Origin of the sequence: Paenibacillus sp. JZ16 (assembly GCF_015326965.1) — a bacterium.
Classification (GTDB): Bacteria; Bacillota; Bacilli; order Paenibacillales; family Paenibacillaceae; genus Paenibacillus_AQ.
The window spans coordinates 1,097,043-1,117,960 of record NZ_CP017659.1; the positions used below are offsets into that span (position 1 = coordinate 1,097,043).

A 20,918-nucleotide genomic window follows, 5' to 3' on the forward strand; every position below is an offset into this window, starting at 1 on the left:
AAGAGTTCATAACGTACCCATAATACGATGGTTCGGAGCTCGAACAAATATTTCAGATGAAGGAGTGAATGAAATGCAGCGAATGATCCCTTTCAAAATCAATAATCAGAAAACCGTTATATCTTTATTGGCTGTTGGGGTGGGTGCTACACTGATTGGAATGGCATATAGACGCAGGCTCAACGGAAATGCATGGAGTCGTATGCTCAGGTCTATTCGATAATTTTCCTGAAGAGTGAACTTAATAAAGCAGTCGGATGACAAACTCCGGCTGCTTTATTTATATAAATAGTTTATTTGCCTTTATCGATGGGAATCGGTTAATTTTTCTACGTATAAGGAATGGGACGATGAGTCAGATTAACCTTTGTGCTATATAAAAAGGGTGGTGACTTGTTAGAAATGCCTCTGTCTCCGCGTTTGTATCACTGGTTTGTCCGTCCCCAATGGATTACCAAAAAATATATCCATGACCATATTCAGAAGCACTTCCAATTGGAGAATAAGTTCATCCTTGATTTTGGTTCGGGTACCGGAGCAAATTGCTCTATTTGTCATTCAGATCGGTATCTTGGCATTGAGCCCAATATGGATCGGGTTCGTCTGGCCAAAAGACTGTACCCCAACCATACATTTGAAATATTTGATGAACGCCAGATCCCTATAGAAAACAACTCCATTGACTATATCTTTGTCGTTGCTGTTCTTCACCATATATCAGATGAGCAGATTCGTTCATATTTGGTCGAGTTTGAACGCATTTTGAAACCAGGTGGCAAGGTTATCGTCATGGAGCCGTATTTTTGTATGAAAAGAAGATTTAACAATCGATTTATGAACTGGTACGATGATGGAAAGTATATCCGCAGCGAAAACAGCTACCTAGATTTATTCCAAAACGGGCAATACCGATGTGAGGTACTTAAGAAGTTTACAAAGTGCATGGTATATAACGAGATTTACTTCACGGCGGAACCAACCAGGCAACTAAATTAGAGTCCTCGAGCCGCCAATCTGCATAAATCTGATCTCAATACACATTCTATGTTGTACATCTTAGAGAAAAGGGTGGTATGCGAAATGGCAAATAACAGGAACTATAATCATAATCAGCATGATCGTACGGATAATAATGGTCAGCGCCAGAACAAGGTTCATGGTGGTGAGTATCGCAATGGACGTCTTAGCCAAATTAAAAACAATAACCCGGAAGGTGAAGATATTCCGAATGAGTTTATAAGTCGGAAAGAGTAATAGATATCTATTTAACAATTCTTCACTCTAGCCTCTATTATCCAGGTTGTGGTTAAACCCCACTGATTTTTTTAACAGTGGGGTTTAACATGCTGGAAGCCGCTATTCGAGTGTCTTTCCAAGTGCATTAAGCATCTCATTTGTCCCATGCTCACGCACTTCAGGCGTATCATACCCGTCTAAGAATGCCCCCTGCTCCGTGAAGACCAGCTTTGTGCCATCCTCGGTCGGGATGAGCTCGACCGTTGTGATTGAAACGGAGATACGTTTGTCATCCGAATCCAGGGTATAGCTGTAGACGATGCGCTCTTCCGGCACAATCTCTTGGTAGCACGCGTCAAACGTAAAGACGGGCCCCTCTGGCGGGCCACCGCTGCTATATTCGCGTCCCCCCACATGAAACTCGAAAATATCGGGTTTTGAGAACCACTTTGCTTTGGCAGCCGGATCGGCCCAAGCTTGATAGACCCTCGCAGGCGAAGCTGAATAAGACCGTTCGACGACGAAAGTGGCATGTTTAACAAATCGTTCGTTCATAATTAATCCTCCCTAGATTTCGATTTTTTCTCTTCCTCGGCAATAAAATTACCCAATACATCCAGATGGTGTTCCCAGCTCGTTCTCCGCTCGATGACTAACTTCTCATGGCTTTTTTTAATCGCTTGCATGAGGTCAGTGAAGTCTTCAACCGCTAATGGCGCCATCCCCTGCATCGACTTGGATAGATGATGAAGCTGTTCAAGAAGCTGCTGCTGCACCTTGATTTGTTCCTTGATTCGGGCTATTTGCAGCTTGACGATCTCTAGTGGGCTGATCTGCTCGTCCTTCAGGATGAGCTTTACATCCTCCAAAGATAAGCCTAATTCTTTAAGCGATATAATCTGCTGCAGGCGTGACAGGTCAGATTCGTCGTACAGCCTATGACCGGACTCCGTCTTGTCCGATGGAGAGAACAAACCGATTTGATCGTAAAATCGCAAAGTCCGCACGGTGAGCCCCGTTTGTTTGGCAAGCTCCCCTACCTTCCAATTTCGTTTCATAAGAGCTCCTTTAGTTAGCGCTAACTATGTACCGGTAGTTTTAGTATAAAAGATGACGTTACGTTAGGTGCAACCGAAAATTATTTTTTTGTTGAAATTTGTTTGGATTGCTCTCTTATCTAAAGCAGTGAGCCATAGGATAAGGAAGCCACCCCAATAACGATTAATTGCAAACAAAAAACTCCGCGTTTAACGCGGAGTTTAATCTATGTATGTTCTCTTCCTCCCACAAAGATAACATAAATTAATCATTTAACCCCTTCCCATCCAGGATATGCGCAATATATTTTTCAATCCTTGACTCTCGGGTTTTGGATTGCTTGGGTGTAGAAAAATGTAGAATATATGCTCTTTGTCGTCCCGGTGTCAATGCTTCAAAAGCCGCTTTTAAATCGGGCATGTCCACGAATTTGCTTTCTAATTCTTCCGGTATGGTGTATTCCCTATTCTTTTTATAGTTCACTTGCAAACCGGCTTTCTCAACTTCGATGGCTTCATCAATATATGTTTTCAAGATAAGTTGCATTTCATCGATCTCTTGAACATTGGTGAACCGAATCTGACGCGCCGCCTGAACATTCGCGGTTTGTTGGATTAGAATCCCATGGGGATCTTTTAACAACGCCCCTTTGTGAAACAGAAGCGCACAGTAATCCTTAAAGCCATGAATCAAAACGATGTTTTTATCGTCAAGCGTGTAACATGGATGCATCCACTTAAAATCCTCGGTCAACCCGCAGTCAAGAGCGATTTCTCTCAGCAGCTTAAATTCTTCCTTCCACTTCTTAAGTTTGTTAAAATAGGGATCTATCTTTGAATTCCTTTCACCGTTTACCATCGAGGTCCCCCCTCAAGTTTTTTATGCAGCAATTCCAATCCATTCTCGAGCTCCAGAGCGGTTGCAATTAAGTATAGGACACTGTTTGGTGTCGTGTCAACGGAATCCGCGACCCTCGCATGCGTAGATGAAGTTTTTGCTGCCGATCGCAGATTCAGTTCAGTTTAGCAGCAGTTCAATCGAATTGAATCGAATTCGATTTTGATTGAAACTGACTCGTTCATTGAATCATTCCGGTGATCAACTGTAAATCCATGCCCGTCCCGCTAATCAACAATCGTTCCTTCTTGTTCCCGAGCAATTGCTGGGTCCAATCCACGAAACCGCCATCTACTATATTCACTCCATTCACATTCACTTCGAAGTTCAGGCCTTTATAATACTGGTTGCTGCTCTCTACCCTATCTTCGATAAATAAGCAGGAGGGAAACTCTACATTCAAATGATCGACCATTCTGTCCAGGAAACCTTCTGAATCGGTATAGCCCTTGCGCATATGAAGAAATACCTTTGTCTCCTGACCAAGCTTCCCACCATAATAATTGAGATAGAATGCGATGTGCCGGGTCAGTGTATCTTTCTCGAAGCGATATGAACCGGTATCTTTTCCTGAACTAACCAAGGTGAATAAACCGAAATGAGGCAGGACGTTGGCCTGTTTATACCATTGCCCTCGAGTGACTCTGCTGGCTGCGCAAACATGCACATCGTTGATGCTGTTGTTTATTGATTTGTTCTTTATGCCATTCGCCAGATAAATCGCAAGCATATTGGTGCTGTCCGACATCAATTCAACGCCTCTTGTTGCTGATATCACCTTGTTTTGATCAACCTTTGCAATCACTGAACAGCTTCCCAACGGACTAGCTGGAGAAAGCTCCAATGAGGTAAATCCGCTATTTTCGGCCAATTCGAGCATATCAAGCTCTATTTTCTTCAGTTTAATTGGACTGAGTTCGGAAGGCTTCACAAAACGATTCGTGGCATATTTGTTTAACAAGTCGACGGGAGAACTTTGAGCCGTCATTTCTTGTGAAAGCGCGAGAAGAAGCGTAGTCATCTCCGATTGCGACAATTTTGTTGTCAGTTCCGTAAGCAAACGTTCATTTCCTAATTTTGCAAGGATTGTATGTACGATTTGGGAATGTTCCACTTTCAACCTCCTCAAAGTCACTCTTGTCCCATCGTCCAGCCGCGAGATACCAACCGCTATGTCCTTATACGTTTCCCAAGAGACGTCGGCAATCCGTCGAGGCTGCTCAAATTCTTTTCCTGCCAGTAACTGTGCAAGCCTTCTTCGCCTTTTTGCTCCGCCCACCGCTGGAGCGTCTCTCGCTCCTTCTCGTACGACATGAATGGAACCGCATAGCCGCAGGACGTCTGGACTTTATGTATGTCGACCATAATTATCTGCCGGACTCCAGGCAGCGGCTCGAACATTTCGTACAGCTGCTCCCACTCGTTGTCCTCCGGGAGAATCACTGTTCCGGTCCCGTATAGGCGCAGGATGTTCGGCGGCCCCTGGAATGCGCAGAACATCATCGTGATACGACCATTCTCTTCGATATGAGAGCTGGTCTCATTGCCGCTTCCGGTCAAATCCAAATACGCAACCTTACGATCGGACAATATCCGAAACGTGTCATATCCCTTCGGCGACAGATTGACATGCCCATCCCTCGACATGGGCGCCGTTCCGACAAAGAACAGCTGCTGCTTTCGGATGAAGGCCATATGCTCGGGGAGCATGGCCGGAAACTGTTTACCCATTCGAATCCCCTCCGATAAACTTGTAGTTGGTTTGATTCACCCGTGAACACCGGCCAAGTCGCGTTCTAAGGCGGGCCGGATCGCTTGCTTCAGGCTTGATCTCGTGCTTGGCTATACGTACATTGTATTCGAAGACGGCCCATAAATATAATATATTCTTAACAAGCATAGATACACTTCGGTTATGAATGAGACAACGAGCTCTTCGCGGGAGGCAAGCAACAAGAACACGGTAGTACCGCCTGAAGCGGCATGATGGTTTTTGGTGGTAATGCGGGGGATGTTTTTAGAATTAATCTGAAGGATAAGTAGAATTGCAGCTCGTAAAGCATACTGAACAAGGCCGAAAGCGTTAAATTGAGCGTGTACGTCTGGAACATGTATTGGAAGCCTGATCCGAATGGAGTCTGGCTTCCAATATACACTGCAGCTTTTATATCTATTATGGGTTCTCGTAGTTTTTTAACGGCATACCTACATATTCGCGGAAGGAGCGGATCCGCCCTGCCTCAAATTCAAAGACGATTGCAAGCTCATTACGAAAAGGCCGCCCATTCAACAAGCCTTCCGAGCGAAATACCACCATCCCGTTGTCCTCATTCTCAAGAACGATGAGCGGAGTCAGCTGCATCTGAAATACGGAGCGCTCGAACCTGATCAATTCCTCAAACCGCTCTTTGCCTTGCTGTTCATGATTCCACCCCTCTAGCGGGAGCGGAACAGAGAAATGAAAGTCTTCCGTAACCTTATTAAGAAAATCAGCTGTATCCCCCGTTTCCAACGCATGCCTAAAGGCATCAAACCCTTCGCATGTTCGGGATTGGACTGAGTCTAGAGATTTCTCCATAGAAAATTCCTCCTCATTACGGTTTATTGTTTGCTTCAAATATAATTGAGTTTTCATTGAGTCGTTTTGAATGGTGAGACGTCTTGAAATAGGAATCTTGCTTAACATTGGTTAACTCGACGAAAGAACCTTTAACTGGCTCGAAATCGTTCCAAGGTGAAAAGCTTCATGAATCAGGATAAAGTTTAACAGCTCACCAGAGGTGTTGAAATGGAACGGTCCCAAGTCAAACGGAGCCGAAAGCTCCTCGCCCAGCATTTCAGGCTTCAACTCAGTGATACGGGAAAGCTGCGCCGTTAACATCTCGACCATCGCTTCCTTCGATGGTGGAGCAACCGTCCAATCCAAGGGCTTTGTGCCAGAGTTAAACAGCGTTTCATAAGAGCCCGGTACGATAGGCGTGGAGTCGAAGATCAAGGGAGAATACTTATCCATCCAATAAATCATATGGCCGACATTCCAACGGACCGTATTGTTGAAACCAGCCGGTTGGATATCGAACAGTTCCTCCGGGATCGCCTGCACCTGCTGCTGCAGCACTTGACGTGCGGTTGTTGCCGTATTGATAATCATTTCAGACATGCTAATTCCTCCTTTATCGTGAGAACCGCTTGATATGTTCCCATTTTATGTCTTACGGAACTAACCATCAATGCAGTGGGCGTTACCGGAACGTTAAGTATCAGTTAACGATTATTCGTTGACAGAAGAAGAAGTCGGAGCAACAATAAGGATTGAGCATGATACACGATGCATTAGAAAGCAGGTGCGAGCATTGGAGTTAAAACAACTGCAATATTTCATGGCCATTTGTGAAGAGCTTCATTTCACGAGAGCTGCCGAAAAAATGGGAGTCAGCGCACCCAACATTAGCCAGCAGATAAGAAGATTGGAAGAAGAACTCGGAGTTCTGCTGTTCGATCGTGTGGGAAAAACCATTGTCCTTACAGACGCTGGAGCCATTCTTCGCGAACACGGTGCTGCCGTTTTCAGGCATCTGCAGCAAGCGGGCGACGCCATTGCAGATCTGAAGCAAATGCAAGGCGGGTCCCTTTCCATCGGGGTCTTGCCCGGTGACGCGGATCTCATGTTCAATGCCATGCTATTAAACTTCCATCAGACCTACCCCACCCTCTCACTGTCCCTTTTGGAAACCACGAAAGTAACCGAACAAGTCCTGGACCGAAGCATCGATGTGGGCGTAACCATTGGACCTGTTATCGATGAACGTCTCACGACAATTCCCCTGTTTCATGAGGAGTTCTCATTGGCTGTAAGTAGGAATGATCCCCTTGCCACGGAGAATTTCATCCCCTTGAACAGGCTGCAAGGCTTAAAGATGGTCATGTTCCCAGGAGACCACCAATGCCGCAAGGTGATTGACCGCTTTTGCATGGACAACGGGTTTACACTTCAGTCGAAATTGGTGACGACAACGTTATCTTCCCTCCTTCAGATGGTACAGAGCGGAGTCGGCGCTTGTGTTCTGCCGCGACTTCTATTGGAGAATCTTCACAATCCGGACATCAAGGTCGTGCACCTCAGGAACCCTACGCCTTCTCAGGACATTTGTCTGATCTACCGCAGCGACAGGTATGTCGGATACGCCATGCGTACGTTTATCAAGACCTTGAGAGCCTACATCGACACAGCTATCCATCAATCGAAGTCTTCGTAGAAGGTAGCACCACCAGTAACAAACCCGCTCAAGCCTTCTCCCTTCCCCTATCTCAACTAAGAATACAAACTTTTCAAAATTCTTTTTTAGTACTGCATTGCGAATCTAGCCAATATATTCTAAAGACATGATCACGATGGCTTCTTCTATTCTCAGGAAGGGAAGAAAAGAATATGCCGATACCTCCGCCAATCTTGCAGAGGGGCGATACCGTTGGAATCGTTACCTTGGGCAGCCCGCTCGCTGCAGGCATCATTAATGCACGAATCGAATATTTGAGAACAATGGAGCTTAATGTTGTATTGGGTCAATATGTATATGCGCAAAACGGGTTTCTTGCCGGCACAGACGAGCAGCGAGCCTCCGATTTAATGATGATGTTTCGAGATGAGCAGGTAAAAATGATACTGCCTACCAGAGGCGGTACAGGCGTGGCCGGAATTCTTCCCTACCTGGATTACGACGAGATACGAAGTAACCCAAAAATCGTCACGGGGTACAGCGACATCACGGTACTATTAAATGTTCTGCATCAATATGTAGATTTAATAACATTCCATAGTCTGATGCTTATTGACTTCAAACCCGAAACGCCCGCTTATAATTTCGATCAGTTTTTTTCCGCGACATCCGTGTATTCATTAACCCGGCCAATCTTGAATCCGCCGGGGATGCCGTTGATAAGCCGTATTCCGGGCAACGTGACGGGGCAGCTTGTGGGCGGTAATCTCACATCGTTTGTCGATACGCTGGGCACGCCATTCGAAATCGATACACGGGGTAAAATTCTCGTTCTTGAAGAAACGCATGAACCCACCAATACCGTCTACAGATACTTGAACGATTTAAAGCTTGCCGGTAAATTTAATGACTGCATCGGCATTATTATGGGAGAATGCTCAGGCTGCCAGGCAGCTTATGGCATATCCTATGAAGATTTAATCAACGAATTTGTTGTACCTCTCGGTAAGCCGCTTATAACAAATCTTGCTACAGGACATGGGATGTATAAAGCCGCCTTGCCAATTGGCGCAACAGTACAACTCGATTCCGTCAATAATAGAATAACGACGGTTGAACCTACAGTCAGCATTTAACTTCGGCTAAGACGATAAAAGGTCATGTCTATCGACAAGACCCACAATTCTGGGCCGGAAAGGAAAGTCCCCTGCCCTTGCAATGAATGACGTAGAGTTCAGACTAATAAGCGCAAAAAAACAGCCTTGGCCGAATAACGGCAAAGGCTGTTTACATGTTTTCATACAAGCGAGTCAGCGCCTTTGTTTGCATAGGAGCTGACATGATCACTGCTTTCTGATCATCGAGCTGTGCATGGTTAAAAATTAGCTCGAGGATCAAATTGATCTGTTCTCGAAGAAATGGCTAAATCATGAGCAGAACCTTGTGGCGGAGGGCGTCATCACGGATCCGTCAATATGCCGCTTTCTCATATAAATCAGCTGGCAATGCCTGCACGAACGGTGACCAATCGTCCGTTGTGTATACATGAAGTCGGTGCATGGCCCGCGTACATGCTGTATACAGAAGCTTGCGATCGTTTTCCCGGCTGTAAGCTTGAGGTGATGCCTCATAAATCAGAACGGCATCAAACTCAACACCCTTGGCGAGATATACGGGAATAACCATAACTCCTTTTTCAAAGGTGACCGTCTCCTTCGTAATGAGCTGCAATCCTTCGCTTCCTTGCTCCCTTAAAGATTCAAAGGCTGCGCGGCTTTCAGCCGCAGACTTCGTAATGACGGCAATAGAGTCTAAGCCCTCGGCTCTAAGTGCTGCGATGTCTTTCAGTATTCGTGCATCGCGCATTTCTTCGTCATCTAACTTCACAAGAAGCGGCTTATGTCCGCTCCTGTCAAAGGGGACGATTTCCGACTCAGCAGAGAGCAGCGTTTTCGTAAATTCCACAATCTCCAGTGTTGAACGATAGCTGCGCACAAGGTGGATCAAACAAGTTTCGGCTTCACCATAAAGTCGAGTAAGCGGCGAATCGGACTCATGCAGCTTGGTAGACTGCGTAAAGATCGCCTGCCCGAAATCACCGAGTACCGTCATGCGGGCACGCGGAAATAGTTTTTTGAGATACTCATATTGAAACGCCGAATAATCCTGCCCCTCATCGACGAACACATGCCGAATCTCCGTGTTCGTTCGAACGCCTTCGATCAGTTCTTTTAAATACAGATACGGAGTCGCATCCTCATAGAATAATTCGAGCCGGTCCAGCTTTTCTTTGGTTTGCCTACAAATTTCAGACCATAGAACAGGGATCTCGGTCTCATTTGTCTTCTCTCGATAAGCAGCTTCATCATCAAACAATTGGACGTATAAGCTTTGGACATCGATAAACGAAAATCGCTTCACGCCTTGCCTTAGCGGTTTGAAGCTCATCTTCACAATCCTTTGGCTGAGGATGTCTTCCTCCCGCTCGGCGAAGTCAAAGTCACCTTCATCTTCTCTGCGCTTATTGCTTATTTTCTCGTAAACAACGGCATAACGCTCGGCGATATCAAACACTTCCCTATCCTTATGCAACTCGCTGAAAACTTCCGCATATTGCTCGTTGTCGAGGTATTGAAGCTCCTCCTCAACCCAGGACGCCCTCCGCTCTTTGCGCTCTAATAATGAAAGTTCCTTCAGAAGCCACTTTTGTAAGAGATCAACACGATTGGCTAAGCTCAAGGAAGGATCGTAGCTGTAGAATTGGGTTCTCATTTGCTCCGACGTTATCAGAACACGATCCCGAAACCGAATGCCTTTGAACAGGATGCCTTCCCGCCCCAGCCACTTCGCATAGTTCTGCAGAGCCCTCATGAAAGCTTCGGATGCCTTGTACTTCATCCCTTGAAGACGAGCCTCGTAATTCGGAGTTGATTGTGCGGTCAACACATATTCGATCTGATTGAAGGGATCCTCGACATGGAAGGATGAACCCAGCCAATATTCGAGATATTCCTGAAAAGTCGTCTGCTGCATGTTCTCCTCGCCGAGCTCGGGAAGGACAGTGGATACATAACTGTTGAACATTTGATTTGGCGAGAAAAGAACGATCTGGTCTGCCTTAAGCGAATCGCGGTTTTTGTATAGCAAATACGCCACACGTTGCAAGGCTGCGGAGGTCTTCCCACTGCCAGCCGCCCCCTGGACGATAAGCAGCCGGCTAAAATCGTTTCGGATGATGGCGTTTTGTTCCTTCTGGATGGTTGATACGATACTCTTCATTTGGGAGTCCGCGCCTTTGGCCAGCATTTGCTGGAGCAGCTCGTCGCCGATCGTTACGTTCGCATCAAACATATGACGGATTTGTCCATCGTGAATCTGATACTGCCGTTTCAACTCCATCATACCCGTGATCTGCCCGACCGGCGTGACGTAAGAGGCCGCACCGGGGGAATGGTCGTAGTAAAGACTCGCGATGGGACTGCGCCAATCATATACCAGGAAGCTCAATTCATCTTCATCGACGAAGGATGATACGCCGATATAAATCTGCTCGCTCACATTCAGGCCGTCCTCTAGAAAATCAACACGCCCAAAATAAGGAGACGGCAGCAGCCGATGTAAGCTCCTCCATTGCTGCTTCAGAAGCCGGTGACGACGCTCCCTTTCGGATAACACCGCAGCCTGTTGTTTAATCGTATAAAATGTTTCTTCAAACTCTTCGTCCGAGCTCGTGTTGACTGTAACCTCTTCCCAGAATCGCCTGCGAATCTCAGCAGCCTGATCGCGCATCCCGGTAACGCTTGGTTCCAACTGGTCGATCCTCGCCTTCATCTTTCCCCTTACCTGATCCAGCCGTTCTTGTTCTAACTGCCATTCCTTCGCTTCCATGTTTTCTGAACACACTCCTTCTCAATCTGGTCCGAAAAAAGTGCATTGACAAATCAGGATCACCGATGTACAATTAGATTAGGATAATAAATTATAATATCGGTTTCTTAATGACTTTTCAATTGCGCTACTGATTATAGCATAGCGCTTTTTTGTGTTCAATTGTTTTTTGTACTCCTTGGCGCATCTGCCAAGTTTTTTTATTTTCCCATAAAATCAAAAAAACCGCGTTGTAGGAAGAGGTCCCGCAACCCGGTTTTATCCAATGTAAGTCCGCTGGCGTTTAACATGGCTGAAGCTCCGATATAGCGGGCCTTTCCGGCTTTCACCACATCATGAAGAGCCTCCATTGGTACCCAAGCGCTTGAGGCTTTTGTCGATTTCACTCATAATTGCTTTCCGGGACAGACCCATACCGTTAGGACCTTCGTGCATACGGAAATGAACTTTGGTCGCAAGGACGATTTCATCCCGATTGGCATAATCCTTTAATGCGCGGCCCACATCTCCTCACTTGGACCGTCTGAGTACACATTCGCCGTATCGAAAAAGTTGATGCCTAGCTCCAATGACTTTTTAATAATAGGACGACTGTTCTCCTCATTAAGCACCCATTGATGCACCCACCGCTCTGCTGCGCCAAATCCCATGCATCCAAGACAGATGCGGGATACGTCGAGCCCGGTATTCCCTAGTTTCACATATTCCATGAAAATCCCTTCTTACATTTAAGTCTATCACCTAGAGTTAACTCTAGATCAATCCTTATTTCATAATGTACCGCTTATTTATATTGGCGCGATTTCTGTGACTTAGTATGCCTATTGGATCGGCAGGCTCTCCCAGGTATTATACTCATACCTTAAAATGCGGGCTTAATTACCATAAGGAGAATAATCATGACTGCTATTAGGTTTGCCACCGTATCTCGGGATTGCTTTCTTTGAAATAACGTCTTATATTCTGAGGAAATCTCGTTAGGCCCTGACGTATTCGACGCGATTCCTTGCATTTGTTTCAGGATGGGTTCAACCGCAAAGATCGCATACATGCCTGAGATAAAAAACAACACTAGCGAAGCGATGTACCATTCCGTTTGAAACAAGTAAGGGTTTATCCAGCCCATCAATAATCCTGATATGAGGATAATACCAAAGGAAACATTGGCATTTCGGTTCAATTTTTCAACGATATGATGAGCATATCTCAACTGTTCCACCGACTTCGCCCTCTTCAAAATCATATTGAACAGAAACACCGGCCCAACTCCAAAAATTGCGGATAGAATATGGAACACTAACAGTGAAGTATACAGGTAATACATCTTATCATCCCCTCTCTATTCCTTGCTCCAAGTAACACAATATATTTTCCTGAAGTTCGCATTGTTATCAAGAGCATCAACTAATACCTTGGCCAAGTCTGCTCTAGAAATTTGATATGGACCGGAAGCAAAACCATGACGTTGTTCCTGAACTCTTATCTTTCCGGTTGAAGGGTTATTATTTAATTGAGCTGGTCGGTAGATACTCCAATCAAGGTCACACTCCTGGATGATTTTCTCGGCTTTATCAAGTTCCGTCAATTCGTGACGAAAGATCCATCTTGCGAATGAAGCGAAGATTCTGGGGCGTTTGGCTTCGAGTAAATAAGAGCTGACAAAAATGAGACGCCGGGTTTTTCTTTCCTGCATCGATCTAATAATTGTTTCCGTAACGCCGGCTATATCGGTTTTGCCGCCGATAATCGCAATTACAGCATCACTTCCGTCAATCGCATGAAGAACGTCAGATTTATGAAGTCCATCTCCAGTTACGATCTTGTCAAAGCTCTGATCCATACTTAACAACTGCGGGCGTCTTGTAAACGCAATAAGCTCGTGCCCACGCTTCTTACCGTACTTTAGAACCTCCAGTCCTGTCGGACTCGTTGAACCTATGACGGTTATTCTCATATCCATCTCCCCTGCTCATTAGAATCACTGACGAGTTGAAGTTTGTACATGTTTGTTCAAATTGTTTAATATGATTTTTAACAACCTTATTAATTCCAGGTACTCTTCTGCTGAGATCCCTTCTGTTCCAATCTCCATTACTTCTGCTAGCGCTTCCTCAATCTTCGGAACGACAGCCCTTCCGGAATCGGTAAGATATATCTTTTGGTTCCGTAGATCGATGGGGTCAATTTCTTTGCGAATATAACCCTCAGATTCAAGCTTTCGGATCGCCTTTGCCGTCGTTGTCTTGTCGACCATCAATTGCTCGCTTAGTGTTTTCTGATTCACCTCCTCTTTCATTGAAAGCATTAGCAAAAACATGTGTTGCCCAAATCCCAAGCGAAGCGGGGCTAGACGCGGAGTAAGCAGCATATGCAAATGTCGATTGATTGCGGTTATTTCTTTTCCGTACGATTCGTTCTGGAATTCAATCCTTTTCATCATATTCAACCCCAATAGTATTATTAACCAACTATATACATTTTAATTGAATTTAGTTGGTTATTGCAACCAAATTCAACGAAGTTCTGTTTGTTTACCATTCCAAGCTCCCGCTTTCGAATATTTTCTATCCATTTAGATAATAAATAGCGATCCTCCATAAAAAAAAGCCGCGATTATCGCGACTTTAAATGCTATGAGTATATCCTCGTACAAATGAAATTTTCTCCTGTAACTCACCAAACATGACTCCAGACTACCTCTTTCAATTATTGGCGTTTGAATGTGTTGAGGTCTGCTGCTCTAAAACTTATTCTTGAGTTTGCCGAATCCCTTCGTATTGTTCAAGCAGCCTATACATCGCTCGGGTGCTGGTTGTAAGACCGCCTTCCTTATTGCGGATCCGCCATAATCGATTAAATTCTTCAATAACCAGCTTGAGCTGAGATTCCAGATCAATGATGCAATTGACCTCATCTTGTGCATCAGACATATCGATCCGGCACATATATCGGTGAATGCCAACTGCCTGTTCAATCAATCGCAGGGTATTACGCAGTTCGTCTGTAATGACGTCGGCATCGCGAACTTGAAGATCAACTCTTCCCAGCTGTTCTTTACGCTTCTTCAGCCACGCCAGCATGTCATGATATTGAAAATTCAGCTGAAACGAATCGACTGTCGTGCCGTTAAGCTCTGCAAATATCCGCAAAAACAAGCTAAGTTCTTTCTCCAGCTGCTCCCGGCTCTTTAATCCGCGGGTCAGCAAAGCACTCAGATAGGTGCCGTTATCAAGCGAGCTGTTCTCCAAATGGTAGTATCGTCCCAATTCCATCAGGAAATGCCCGATCTCACCGCTGGCGTCTTTAAATACGTACTCCGACAGATAGCTCTTCAGTTCATCTTCCCGATGCAGGTTGCCTTCCGTGCACCAGCTTAACCCCGCTGCATACGCATACCCTGGATAGCTGATGACCGGAACCTGCCAATGTCCGTTATCTCCCCAGTCGGTCACGATAAGTCCTCCGGCTCCGTATTTCTGACCTTGGACCGCTGCGTCCGCGATATTGTCCAGCATATTGTCGGTCCGCCCGGACAGGGAGGACCAAGAGCTGGTACCCGGACAGACGAAATACGATATTCCGTGCTTTTGCAGCATGCTGCAGTGCTCAACAAAAGAAATGCTGCTGTCATAATTCCAGTCGAGGATCGTCACATCGTCCGGGATCCGTTCGGCCACTTCCGGATGGCGGGTCAATACATCTCCCCACATCATCGCTTTCTTTCCGTGGCTTCGAACGATATCCGTCACGCCCTCTGCATACTCCATATACAGCGGACCCAATCCGATCGCATCGCAGCGCTTCTTGCTTTTGCCGGATCCAAGACCAAACGGCTCATCCATATTGATGTTCACCCAATCGGATGTGAACGCGGGCAGCAATCCGTCGAACATCCCCCGGATCAAATCTAGAGAACGCGGGTCCACAGGATTCAAGGTGGTGGGAGGGAATGTCAATGGATACGGACCATCAATCGGCATTCCATCCGGATGCTCCGCAAGGTCACGGTATGCAGGTTTACTGAGCCAATCTCCCATGTGGCCCAGACAATTCTGATTCGGCACCAGATCGATAAATCGGCTTGCGGCGTATGCGTCCAATCTCCGGAAATCTTCCGCAGTCATTGGCGTGCTTTCAGGGAACGCCGTCTTATGCTGCGTATATTCGAAGCAGTATCCCTCCATATACAGCTGCAGATGATTCAGCTTTAAACTCTCCATCTGGTCTAGCAGCTGGAACAGCTCGGTCAGCTTCGGAATTTTGCTCCGTCCGATATCCAGCATTAAGCCGCGTACCGGGTAATCGGGCTCATCTTCTATTCGGAAGCAACTCCAAGTAAGGCCTTGGCGAGAGAGTAGCTGCACCAAGGTAACCACTGCATAATTCAACCCGGCCGGTTGACTGTATTCGATATGGAGACCTGCTTCATCCCATTGTAAGACATAGCCTTCCGGATGCAGCCTCTCCTGTAAAGAGACCGATATCGGAATGGACGAATCTGTTGAAGGATCATCCCGAAAAGAACCAGACAATGCCTGCTCCAATCGAGTTTTCAGTCTCACCTGCTCCACGGCTGGGACTTCTCTTTCCTGAATTTCATACGAAACGCTGCCCGACCAGTTCTTCTCTCCACCCAGCCATTTCACAAGTCGCGGCCGTGGATACAACGGCATGGGTTGCTCCTGTTTCATTGAATAGACACTTCCTTTCCCTGATCCGACACATGAAGAATTTTTTCATATCATGATTGTGGTAATGTTTGAATCAGCTATTCTTAGCAACTCATTCCAGTCAGTTATTCAAATAGTCAATCAAGTCACTCAGCTGCTTCTCTGTCGTTTTGCCGCCGCTGAACGACAACAAGCCGCGCAATGGCATGGCGTCCAGGAACGCCCGAAACATTTCCGCATGGGAACTGTCTTCAATCGCTGATGCAAACGGGAGCTTGCCGATAAAATCCTCTACAAAAGCCGCGCCTTTGACGGTCATTTTCAAATCCGATACGGTGGAGTTGCGATGGAATACAATCTCCCGCACCGTTGTGGACTGCACCTCAACGATCTCCGTAAGCACGATGTCCCGGGAGGACTTGCCGATTCGAAGTTCAAATTCGCCGCTCTCGACGACCCAGTCCTTCAGCTCAACGTCATAATAGGCGAAGCTTCTGTGATCCAGCTCGAACGTAATGGTCTTGGCTTCCCCCGGAGCCAATTCCACCTTGTCAAAGCCCTTCAGCTCCTGTTCAGGCCGAATCACGCTGCTCTCCATATCATGAACATAGAGCTGAACGATCTCCTTGCCAGGTCGGGCTCCCGTATTCATCACATCGACGGAAACGGTGAGCTTCTCATTATCTTTTAGCCGCTTTTTATCCACGGTCAGATTGGAGTATTCGAATCTGGTGTAGCTCAGCCCGTGACCGAAAGGAAACAGGGGAGCCAGCTTTTTCGAATCATAATAGCGGTACCCGACAAACAAACCTTCGCGGTATTCGACGCGGTCGCCTTCCCCGGGAAAAAACAAGTACGAGGGATTGTCGCTTAGCTTAACCGGGAACGTCTCGGCCAGCTTTCCAGACGGATTCGCGTCACCGAATAGAATGTCGGCTATTGCTCCGCCAAGCGCCTGTCCGCCAAGATACGCTTCCAGCACCGCCTTGGCTTCTCCAAGCCACGGCATTTCCACCGGTGCGCCGTTGCTGAGCACCACTGCCAGATTCGGCTGCACCATCGCTACCGCTTCGATCAGAGCGATCTGATTCGGCGGAATCCGCAGATGCTTCCGGTCAAAGCCTTCCGATTCATAACGGTTTGGCAACCCGGCAAAAACAACGGCAACGGTAGCCTCGGATGCGAGGGCAATCGCTTCCTGAAGCAGCTGCGGGTCAATGTCCTCTTCGTTCAGTTTATAGCCGGGGGCGTAATGGACCTTCGCATCGCCGGCCGATGCCTCTAATTCCTCTAAGATATCGTCCAGCCGGGTCGGACGAATCTTGGAGCTGCCACTGCCCTGATAGCGCGGCTCTTTAGCTAATTCGCCGATGACGGCAATGCGGCCGCTTCGGGCCAAAGGCAGCAGTCCGCCTTCATTTTTAAGCAGCACCATACTCTCTTGAGCCACCTCGCGAGCCAGACGGTGATGCTCCGCCTGATCGAAGGCCGCATCAGGCTTTCGCTGATCTACGGCCTTGAAGATCACGGCAAGCAGACGCTCCACCGCAGCGTCCAGCTTGGATTCGGGCAGCTGGCCGTTTCTTACGGCCTCTACAATTTTTGCATCCCCCTCGCCGTGACTTGACGGCATCTCCAGCTCCATTCCGGCCGCAAGCGCCTTGGCCCGCTCATTAACCGCACCCCAATCCGAAATGACAAAGCCGTCATGGCCCCATTCGTTTTTCAAAATATCGGTCAGCAGCGTCTCATTCTCGGAAGCAAATTCCCCGTTCACTTTATTGTAGGAGCACATCACCGTCCACGGCTGTGCTTGCTTGACGGCGCCTTCAAAACTGGCCAAATAAATTTCACGCAGCGTCCGCTCGTCGACCACAGAGTCCGACGTCATCCGCCGATGCTCCTGGTTGTTGGCCGCGAAATGCTTGAGCGAGGTCCCTACCCCCTGACTCTGTACCCCTTGGATATGATGGGTCGCCATCTCGGTTGATAAGTAAGGATCTTCAGAGAAATACTCAAAGTTGCGCCCACATAAGGGAGAACGCTTGATATTAGCTCCAGGCCCCAGCAATACAGCTACGTTCTCCGCCTGGCATTCTCTGCCGAGCGCTTCGCCCATCCGGTAGATCAAATCACGGTTCCATGAGCTCGCTACGCCCGCCGCCGACGGAAAACATGTTGCAGGCACGCTGTCGAACAAGCCCAGATGGTCAGCCGAGGCCCGCTGCTTGCGAAGCCCGTGCGGTCCGTCCGTCACCATAACGGATGGAATGCCCAGCCGCTCGATCCCTTTCGTATGCCAATTGTCCTTACCGGAGCAAAGGCTCGCCTTCTCCTCCAAGGTCATCTGCGAAACCAGTGCTTTCAAATCCCGCTGATCGGTCAATTCAATTCCTCCCCGTTATGATTCATTTCATCCAGCAATTCAAACTCTATCCCATCCGATAGATCCCGGCTGCTGGAACCGATGTACACCTTGAATGTGCCGGGCTCAGCCGCGTAGCCGGAAGCCGGCGACCAGAACGTCAATGCCTCGACTTTAATCGTAAACGTAACCTCCCGGCTCTCTCCCGGTTCCAGCCATACTTTCCGAAAGCCCTTCAGCTCTTTAACCGGTCTTACAATACTCCCGCAGCAGTCCTGAATGTACATCTGAACGGTTTCCTCCCCGGAAACACCGCCCGTATTCGTCACTTTCACCGTGACCGTAATGGTACCGTCCGCCGTCATTTCGCGACGGTCCAGGGTGATCGCCGATATATCAAAAGTCGTATAACTCAGCCCATATCCGAATGGATATAACGGGTCATTCGGTCCGTCCAAGTATTTGGATATGAATTTATCCTTTCCATTCGTATCAGTTACCGGTCTGCCGGTGTTAAAGCTGTTGTAGTATACCGGCACCTGCCCGATGCGGGCAGGAAAGCTCATCGTCAGCTTCCCTGACGGGTTGTAATCTCCTGTCAACACGTCTGCGATCGCGTGACCTGCCTGCGAGCCTAAGAACCAGGTTTCCAGAATGGCATCGACATGCCGGTCATACCAGTCCAGGACCAGCGGACGTCCGTTCGTCAGGACAAGAACCGTCGGTTTGCCTTCCGCGATCACGGCTTCCGCCAGCCGCTGCTGCGCCTCGGGAATGACGACATCCATGCGGGAAGCGGCTTCACCGGACATATCGCTGCTCTCACCCAGCGCCAGAACGACGATGTCGGCCTCTCTCGCCTGCAAGATTGCAGCCTCGATTCCGCCGTCAATCGCTTTATTCACGCCGCTGCCTTGAGCATAGAGGAGGCGCTCCGCAGGGATGCCTTTCTCCAGAAGCCCTTCGTACAGGGTCACCGTTTCATGGCCGTACCGGGAGAACTGCCACGGTCCGAGCAGATCCTTGCTATCGGCAAACGGACCAATCAGCGCGATTTTGCCAGCATCATTAGCCAGCGGGAGCACGCCGTTATTTTTGAGCAGAACGGCCGATTTGCGCGCCAACTCCAAACTCGCCTGCAGATGCGCTTTGTTAAAGTGGTATTCGATTTCTTTCTCAGGGCGAATATATCGATATGGGTCGTCCATTATACCGGTTTTGTACTTCACATATAAAATGCGGCGAACAGCATCATCGATTTGCCGTTCGCTCACCTTACCTTCCCTGACCAGCGCAGGCAAATGATCGAAAGCGCGTGTCACCATTTCGATGTCCATCGTGGCATGAACTGCTTTTAGCGCAGCCTCCTTCGTATCCTTCGCGTGTCCGTGAATCCGAATCTCGTCAACAGAGCCGTAATCGGAAATCAGGATTCCGTCAAAGCCCAGCTCTTCCCGCAGCAGCTCTTTCAGTACGAACATATTAGCCGCAACCGGGACACCCTGATAAATATTAAAGGCATTCATCACCGAGTCGGCTCCCGCTTCCAGTGCAGCCTTAAACGGCGGAAGGTACACGTTTCGCAGCGTGCCCTCCGAGATGTCCACACTGTTATAATCCCTGCCGGCTTCTGCTGCACCATAGGCAATGAAGTGCTTCAGGCAGGCGACCAGCGTCTCTTCGTTATGCAGAGACGCTCCTTGGTACCCTGCAACTTGAGCTTTGGCAATTAACGCCCCTAAAAACGGATCCTCGCCGGCTCCTTCCGATACTCTGCCCCAGCGGGCATCACGGGTAATGTCGATCATCGGGCCGTGATTGAATATCGTTCCGGAAGCGCTGGCCTCCTTAGCGGCGATCGCGCACGCTTCTTGGATCGCTTCCATGTCCCAGCTGCAGGACCATGCCAGTGGAATCGGGAAAATAGTCTGCGAGCCGTGGATGACGTCCGCATGAAACAGCAGCGGAATGCCGTGCGGCGATTGCTCGACGGCTATTCTCTGCAATTCGAATACTCTTGTGATGTCAAAGGCTCCCAGTACCGACCCTGCCCTGCCCTCGGCAATCAGCTTCTCGGGCGGGTCGGATTCCACGGCATTCCCGAAGGAGAAATTGGAGGCCTGGCACTGGCACATTTGACCAACCTTCTCCTCCAGCGACATGTCGGCAAGCAACGCTTCTACAGCCTCTGCAATCTCTTCGTCCGTACGCTCCCGTACCCCGCTCTTTCGATGCTCCGCTGCTCCCTCCAGCAAGGATTGTGCTAGATAGGGCCCCCGCCCCCTTTCACCTTGAAGGGGGAAGCTTCCGAACGAGGGGATGCGAAGCTCGCCGGTGAACGAGTCCCCGTCGAACGACAGCTGGACGGAAAGATCCTCATCCGGCTTCCAAAACACTTTACCCAGTCCCCGTAGTTGGCTGCCCTGCACCGTAACGTCGGGGAATGAGAGCGGAACCGGAAGGGGCTCCATGACGGCATCGAGGGTGTAGTCTGCTTTTTTGCTGATTTTAAACTGTATTTTCATTCGCGGTTTGTCGATGATGCAATGCCAATTTCCTATCATTTCGACTTCACTCCTGTCCTTGGTCATCTTGTTTTATACGTTC

The 20,918-nt window shown here is 48.0% G+C and carries 19 protein-coding genes and 1 pseudogene; 4 read left to right on the forward strand and 16 right to left on the reverse strand.

Going from position 1 to position 20,918, the window contains the following annotated elements; translation table 11 throughout:
* The first annotated feature begins 369 nt into the window (after positions 1–369).
* The gene (locus BJP58_RS04810) at positions 370–996 is read left to right on the forward strand and encodes a class I SAM-dependent methyltransferase (RefSeq protein ID WP_194543015.1); all 627 of its coding nucleotides are present in this window, start codon (positions 370–372) and stop codon (positions 994–996) included.
* A gap of 84 nt (positions 997–1,080) precedes the next feature.
* Entirely contained in the window at positions 1,081–1,254 is a 174-nt protein-coding gene (locus BJP58_RS04815; RefSeq protein ID WP_181469777.1) for a hypothetical protein, read from the forward strand.
* Between the two features lie 102 nt (positions 1,255–1,356).
* Here the strand turns inward: BJP58_RS04815 and BJP58_RS04820 are convergent, their stop codons facing one another.
* From BJP58_RS04820 to BJP58_RS04855, 8 genes are all read right to left on the reverse strand, one after another.
* On the reverse strand, positions 1,357–1,791 hold the full coding sequence (locus tag BJP58_RS04820) for an SRPBCC family protein (protein WP_194543016.1): 435 nt from the start codon (positions 1,789–1,791) through the stop codon (positions 1,357–1,359).
* 2 nt (positions 1,792–1,793) lie between these two features.
* On the reverse strand, positions 1,794–2,294 hold the full coding sequence (locus BJP58_RS04825; RefSeq protein ID WP_194543017.1) for a MerR family transcriptional regulator: 501 nt from the start codon (positions 2,292–2,294) through the stop codon (positions 1,794–1,796).
* A gap of 244 nt (positions 2,295–2,538) precedes the next feature.
* Positions 2,539–3,132, reverse strand: coding sequence for a YdeI/OmpD-associated family protein (locus BJP58_RS04830; protein ID WP_194543018.1), 594 nt, complete (start codon positions 3,130–3,132; stop codon positions 2,539–2,541).
* Between the two features lie 220 nt (positions 3,133–3,352).
* Entirely contained in the window at positions 3,353–4,450 is a 1,098-nt protein-coding gene (locus BJP58_RS04835) for a hypothetical protein (protein ID WP_199341200.1), read from the reverse strand.
* Positions 4,342–4,902, reverse strand: a complete 561-nt coding sequence (locus tag BJP58_RS04840) for a pyridoxamine 5'-phosphate oxidase family protein (protein ID WP_194543019.1) — start codon at positions 4,900–4,902, stop codon at positions 4,342–4,344. Before BJP58_RS04840 ends, BJP58_RS04835 begins: the two co-directional genes overlap by 109 nt.
* Positions 4,895–5,071, reverse strand: coding sequence for a hypothetical protein (locus tag BJP58_RS04845; RefSeq protein WP_194543020.1), 177 nt, complete (start codon positions 5,069–5,071; stop codon positions 4,895–4,897). Before BJP58_RS04845 ends, BJP58_RS04840 begins: the two co-directional genes overlap by 8 nt.
* Positions 5,072–5,344: 273 nt before the next feature.
* Positions 5,345–5,749, reverse strand: a complete 405-nt coding sequence (locus BJP58_RS04850) for a nuclear transport factor 2 family protein (RefSeq protein ID WP_194543021.1) — start codon at positions 5,747–5,749, stop codon at positions 5,345–5,347.
* A gap of 111 nt (positions 5,750–5,860) precedes the next feature.
* Complete coding sequence (locus BJP58_RS04855) at positions 5,861–6,331, reverse strand: DinB family protein (RefSeq protein ID WP_194543022.1); 471 nt, start codon at positions 6,329–6,331, stop codon at positions 5,861–5,863.
* Positions 6,332–6,524: 193 nt separating this feature from the next.
* On the opposite strand from BJP58_RS04855, the gene BJP58_RS04860 reads away from it, so the two are divergent.
* Both BJP58_RS04860 and BJP58_RS04865 read left to right on the forward strand, forming a co-directional pair.
* Positions 6,525–7,427, forward strand: a complete 903-nt coding sequence (locus tag BJP58_RS04860) for a LysR family transcriptional regulator (RefSeq protein WP_194543023.1) — start codon at positions 6,525–6,527, stop codon at positions 7,425–7,427.
* A 173-nt stretch (positions 7,428–7,600) separates the two neighbouring features.
* Complete coding sequence (locus BJP58_RS04865; RefSeq protein WP_194543024.1) at positions 7,601–8,524, forward strand: S66 peptidase family protein; 924 nt, start codon at positions 7,601–7,603, stop codon at positions 8,522–8,524.
* Between the two features lie 334 nt (positions 8,525–8,858).
* Here BJP58_RS04865 and helD read toward each other — a convergent pair whose 3' ends face one another.
* From helD to BJP58_RS04905, 8 genes and pseudogenes are all read right to left on the reverse strand, one after another.
* Positions 8,859–11,276: an RNA polymerase recycling motor HelD gene (gene helD, locus BJP58_RS04870; RefSeq protein ID WP_194543025.1), complete on the reverse strand. Its 2,418-nt coding sequence runs from the start codon at positions 11,274–11,276 to the stop codon at positions 8,859–8,861.
* A 287-nt stretch (positions 11,277–11,563) separates the two neighbouring features.
* Positions 11,564–11,986: pseudogene (locus tag BJP58_RS04875) on the reverse strand (aldo/keto reductase); the annotation flags it as partial.
* A 152-nt stretch (positions 11,987–12,138) separates the two neighbouring features.
* The gene (locus BJP58_RS34225; RefSeq protein ID WP_194543026.1) at positions 12,139–12,600 is read right to left on the reverse strand and encodes a DUF2269 family protein; all 462 of its coding nucleotides are present in this window, start codon (positions 12,598–12,600) and stop codon (positions 12,139–12,141) included.
* 15 nt (positions 12,601–12,615) lie between these two features.
* Positions 12,616–13,230 (reverse strand): NAD(P)-dependent oxidoreductase, encoded by a 615-nt coding sequence (locus tag BJP58_RS04885; RefSeq protein WP_194543027.1) that lies wholly within the window; start codon positions 13,228–13,230, stop codon positions 12,616–12,618.
* Between the two features lie 24 nt (positions 13,231–13,254).
* Entirely contained in the window at positions 13,255–13,716 is a 462-nt protein-coding gene (locus BJP58_RS04890; RefSeq protein WP_233355114.1) for a MarR family winged helix-turn-helix transcriptional regulator, read from the reverse strand.
* 307 nt (positions 13,717–14,023) lie between these two features.
* Positions 14,024–15,967, reverse strand: coding sequence for a beta-N-acetylhexosaminidase (locus tag BJP58_RS04895; RefSeq protein ID WP_194543028.1), 1,944 nt, complete (start codon positions 15,965–15,967; stop codon positions 14,024–14,026).
* Positions 15,968–16,067: 100 nt separating this feature from the next.
* Positions 16,068–18,293 (reverse strand): beta-glucosidase family protein, encoded by a 2,226-nt coding sequence (locus BJP58_RS04900; protein WP_194544828.1) that lies wholly within the window; start codon positions 18,291–18,293, stop codon positions 16,068–16,070.
* 35 nt (positions 18,294–18,328) lie between these two features.
* Positions 18,329–20,875, reverse strand: a complete 2,547-nt coding sequence (locus BJP58_RS04905) for a glycoside hydrolase family 3 N-terminal domain-containing protein (protein ID WP_194543029.1) — start codon at positions 20,873–20,875, stop codon at positions 18,329–18,331.
* Positions 20,876–20,918 lie beyond the last annotated feature (43 nt).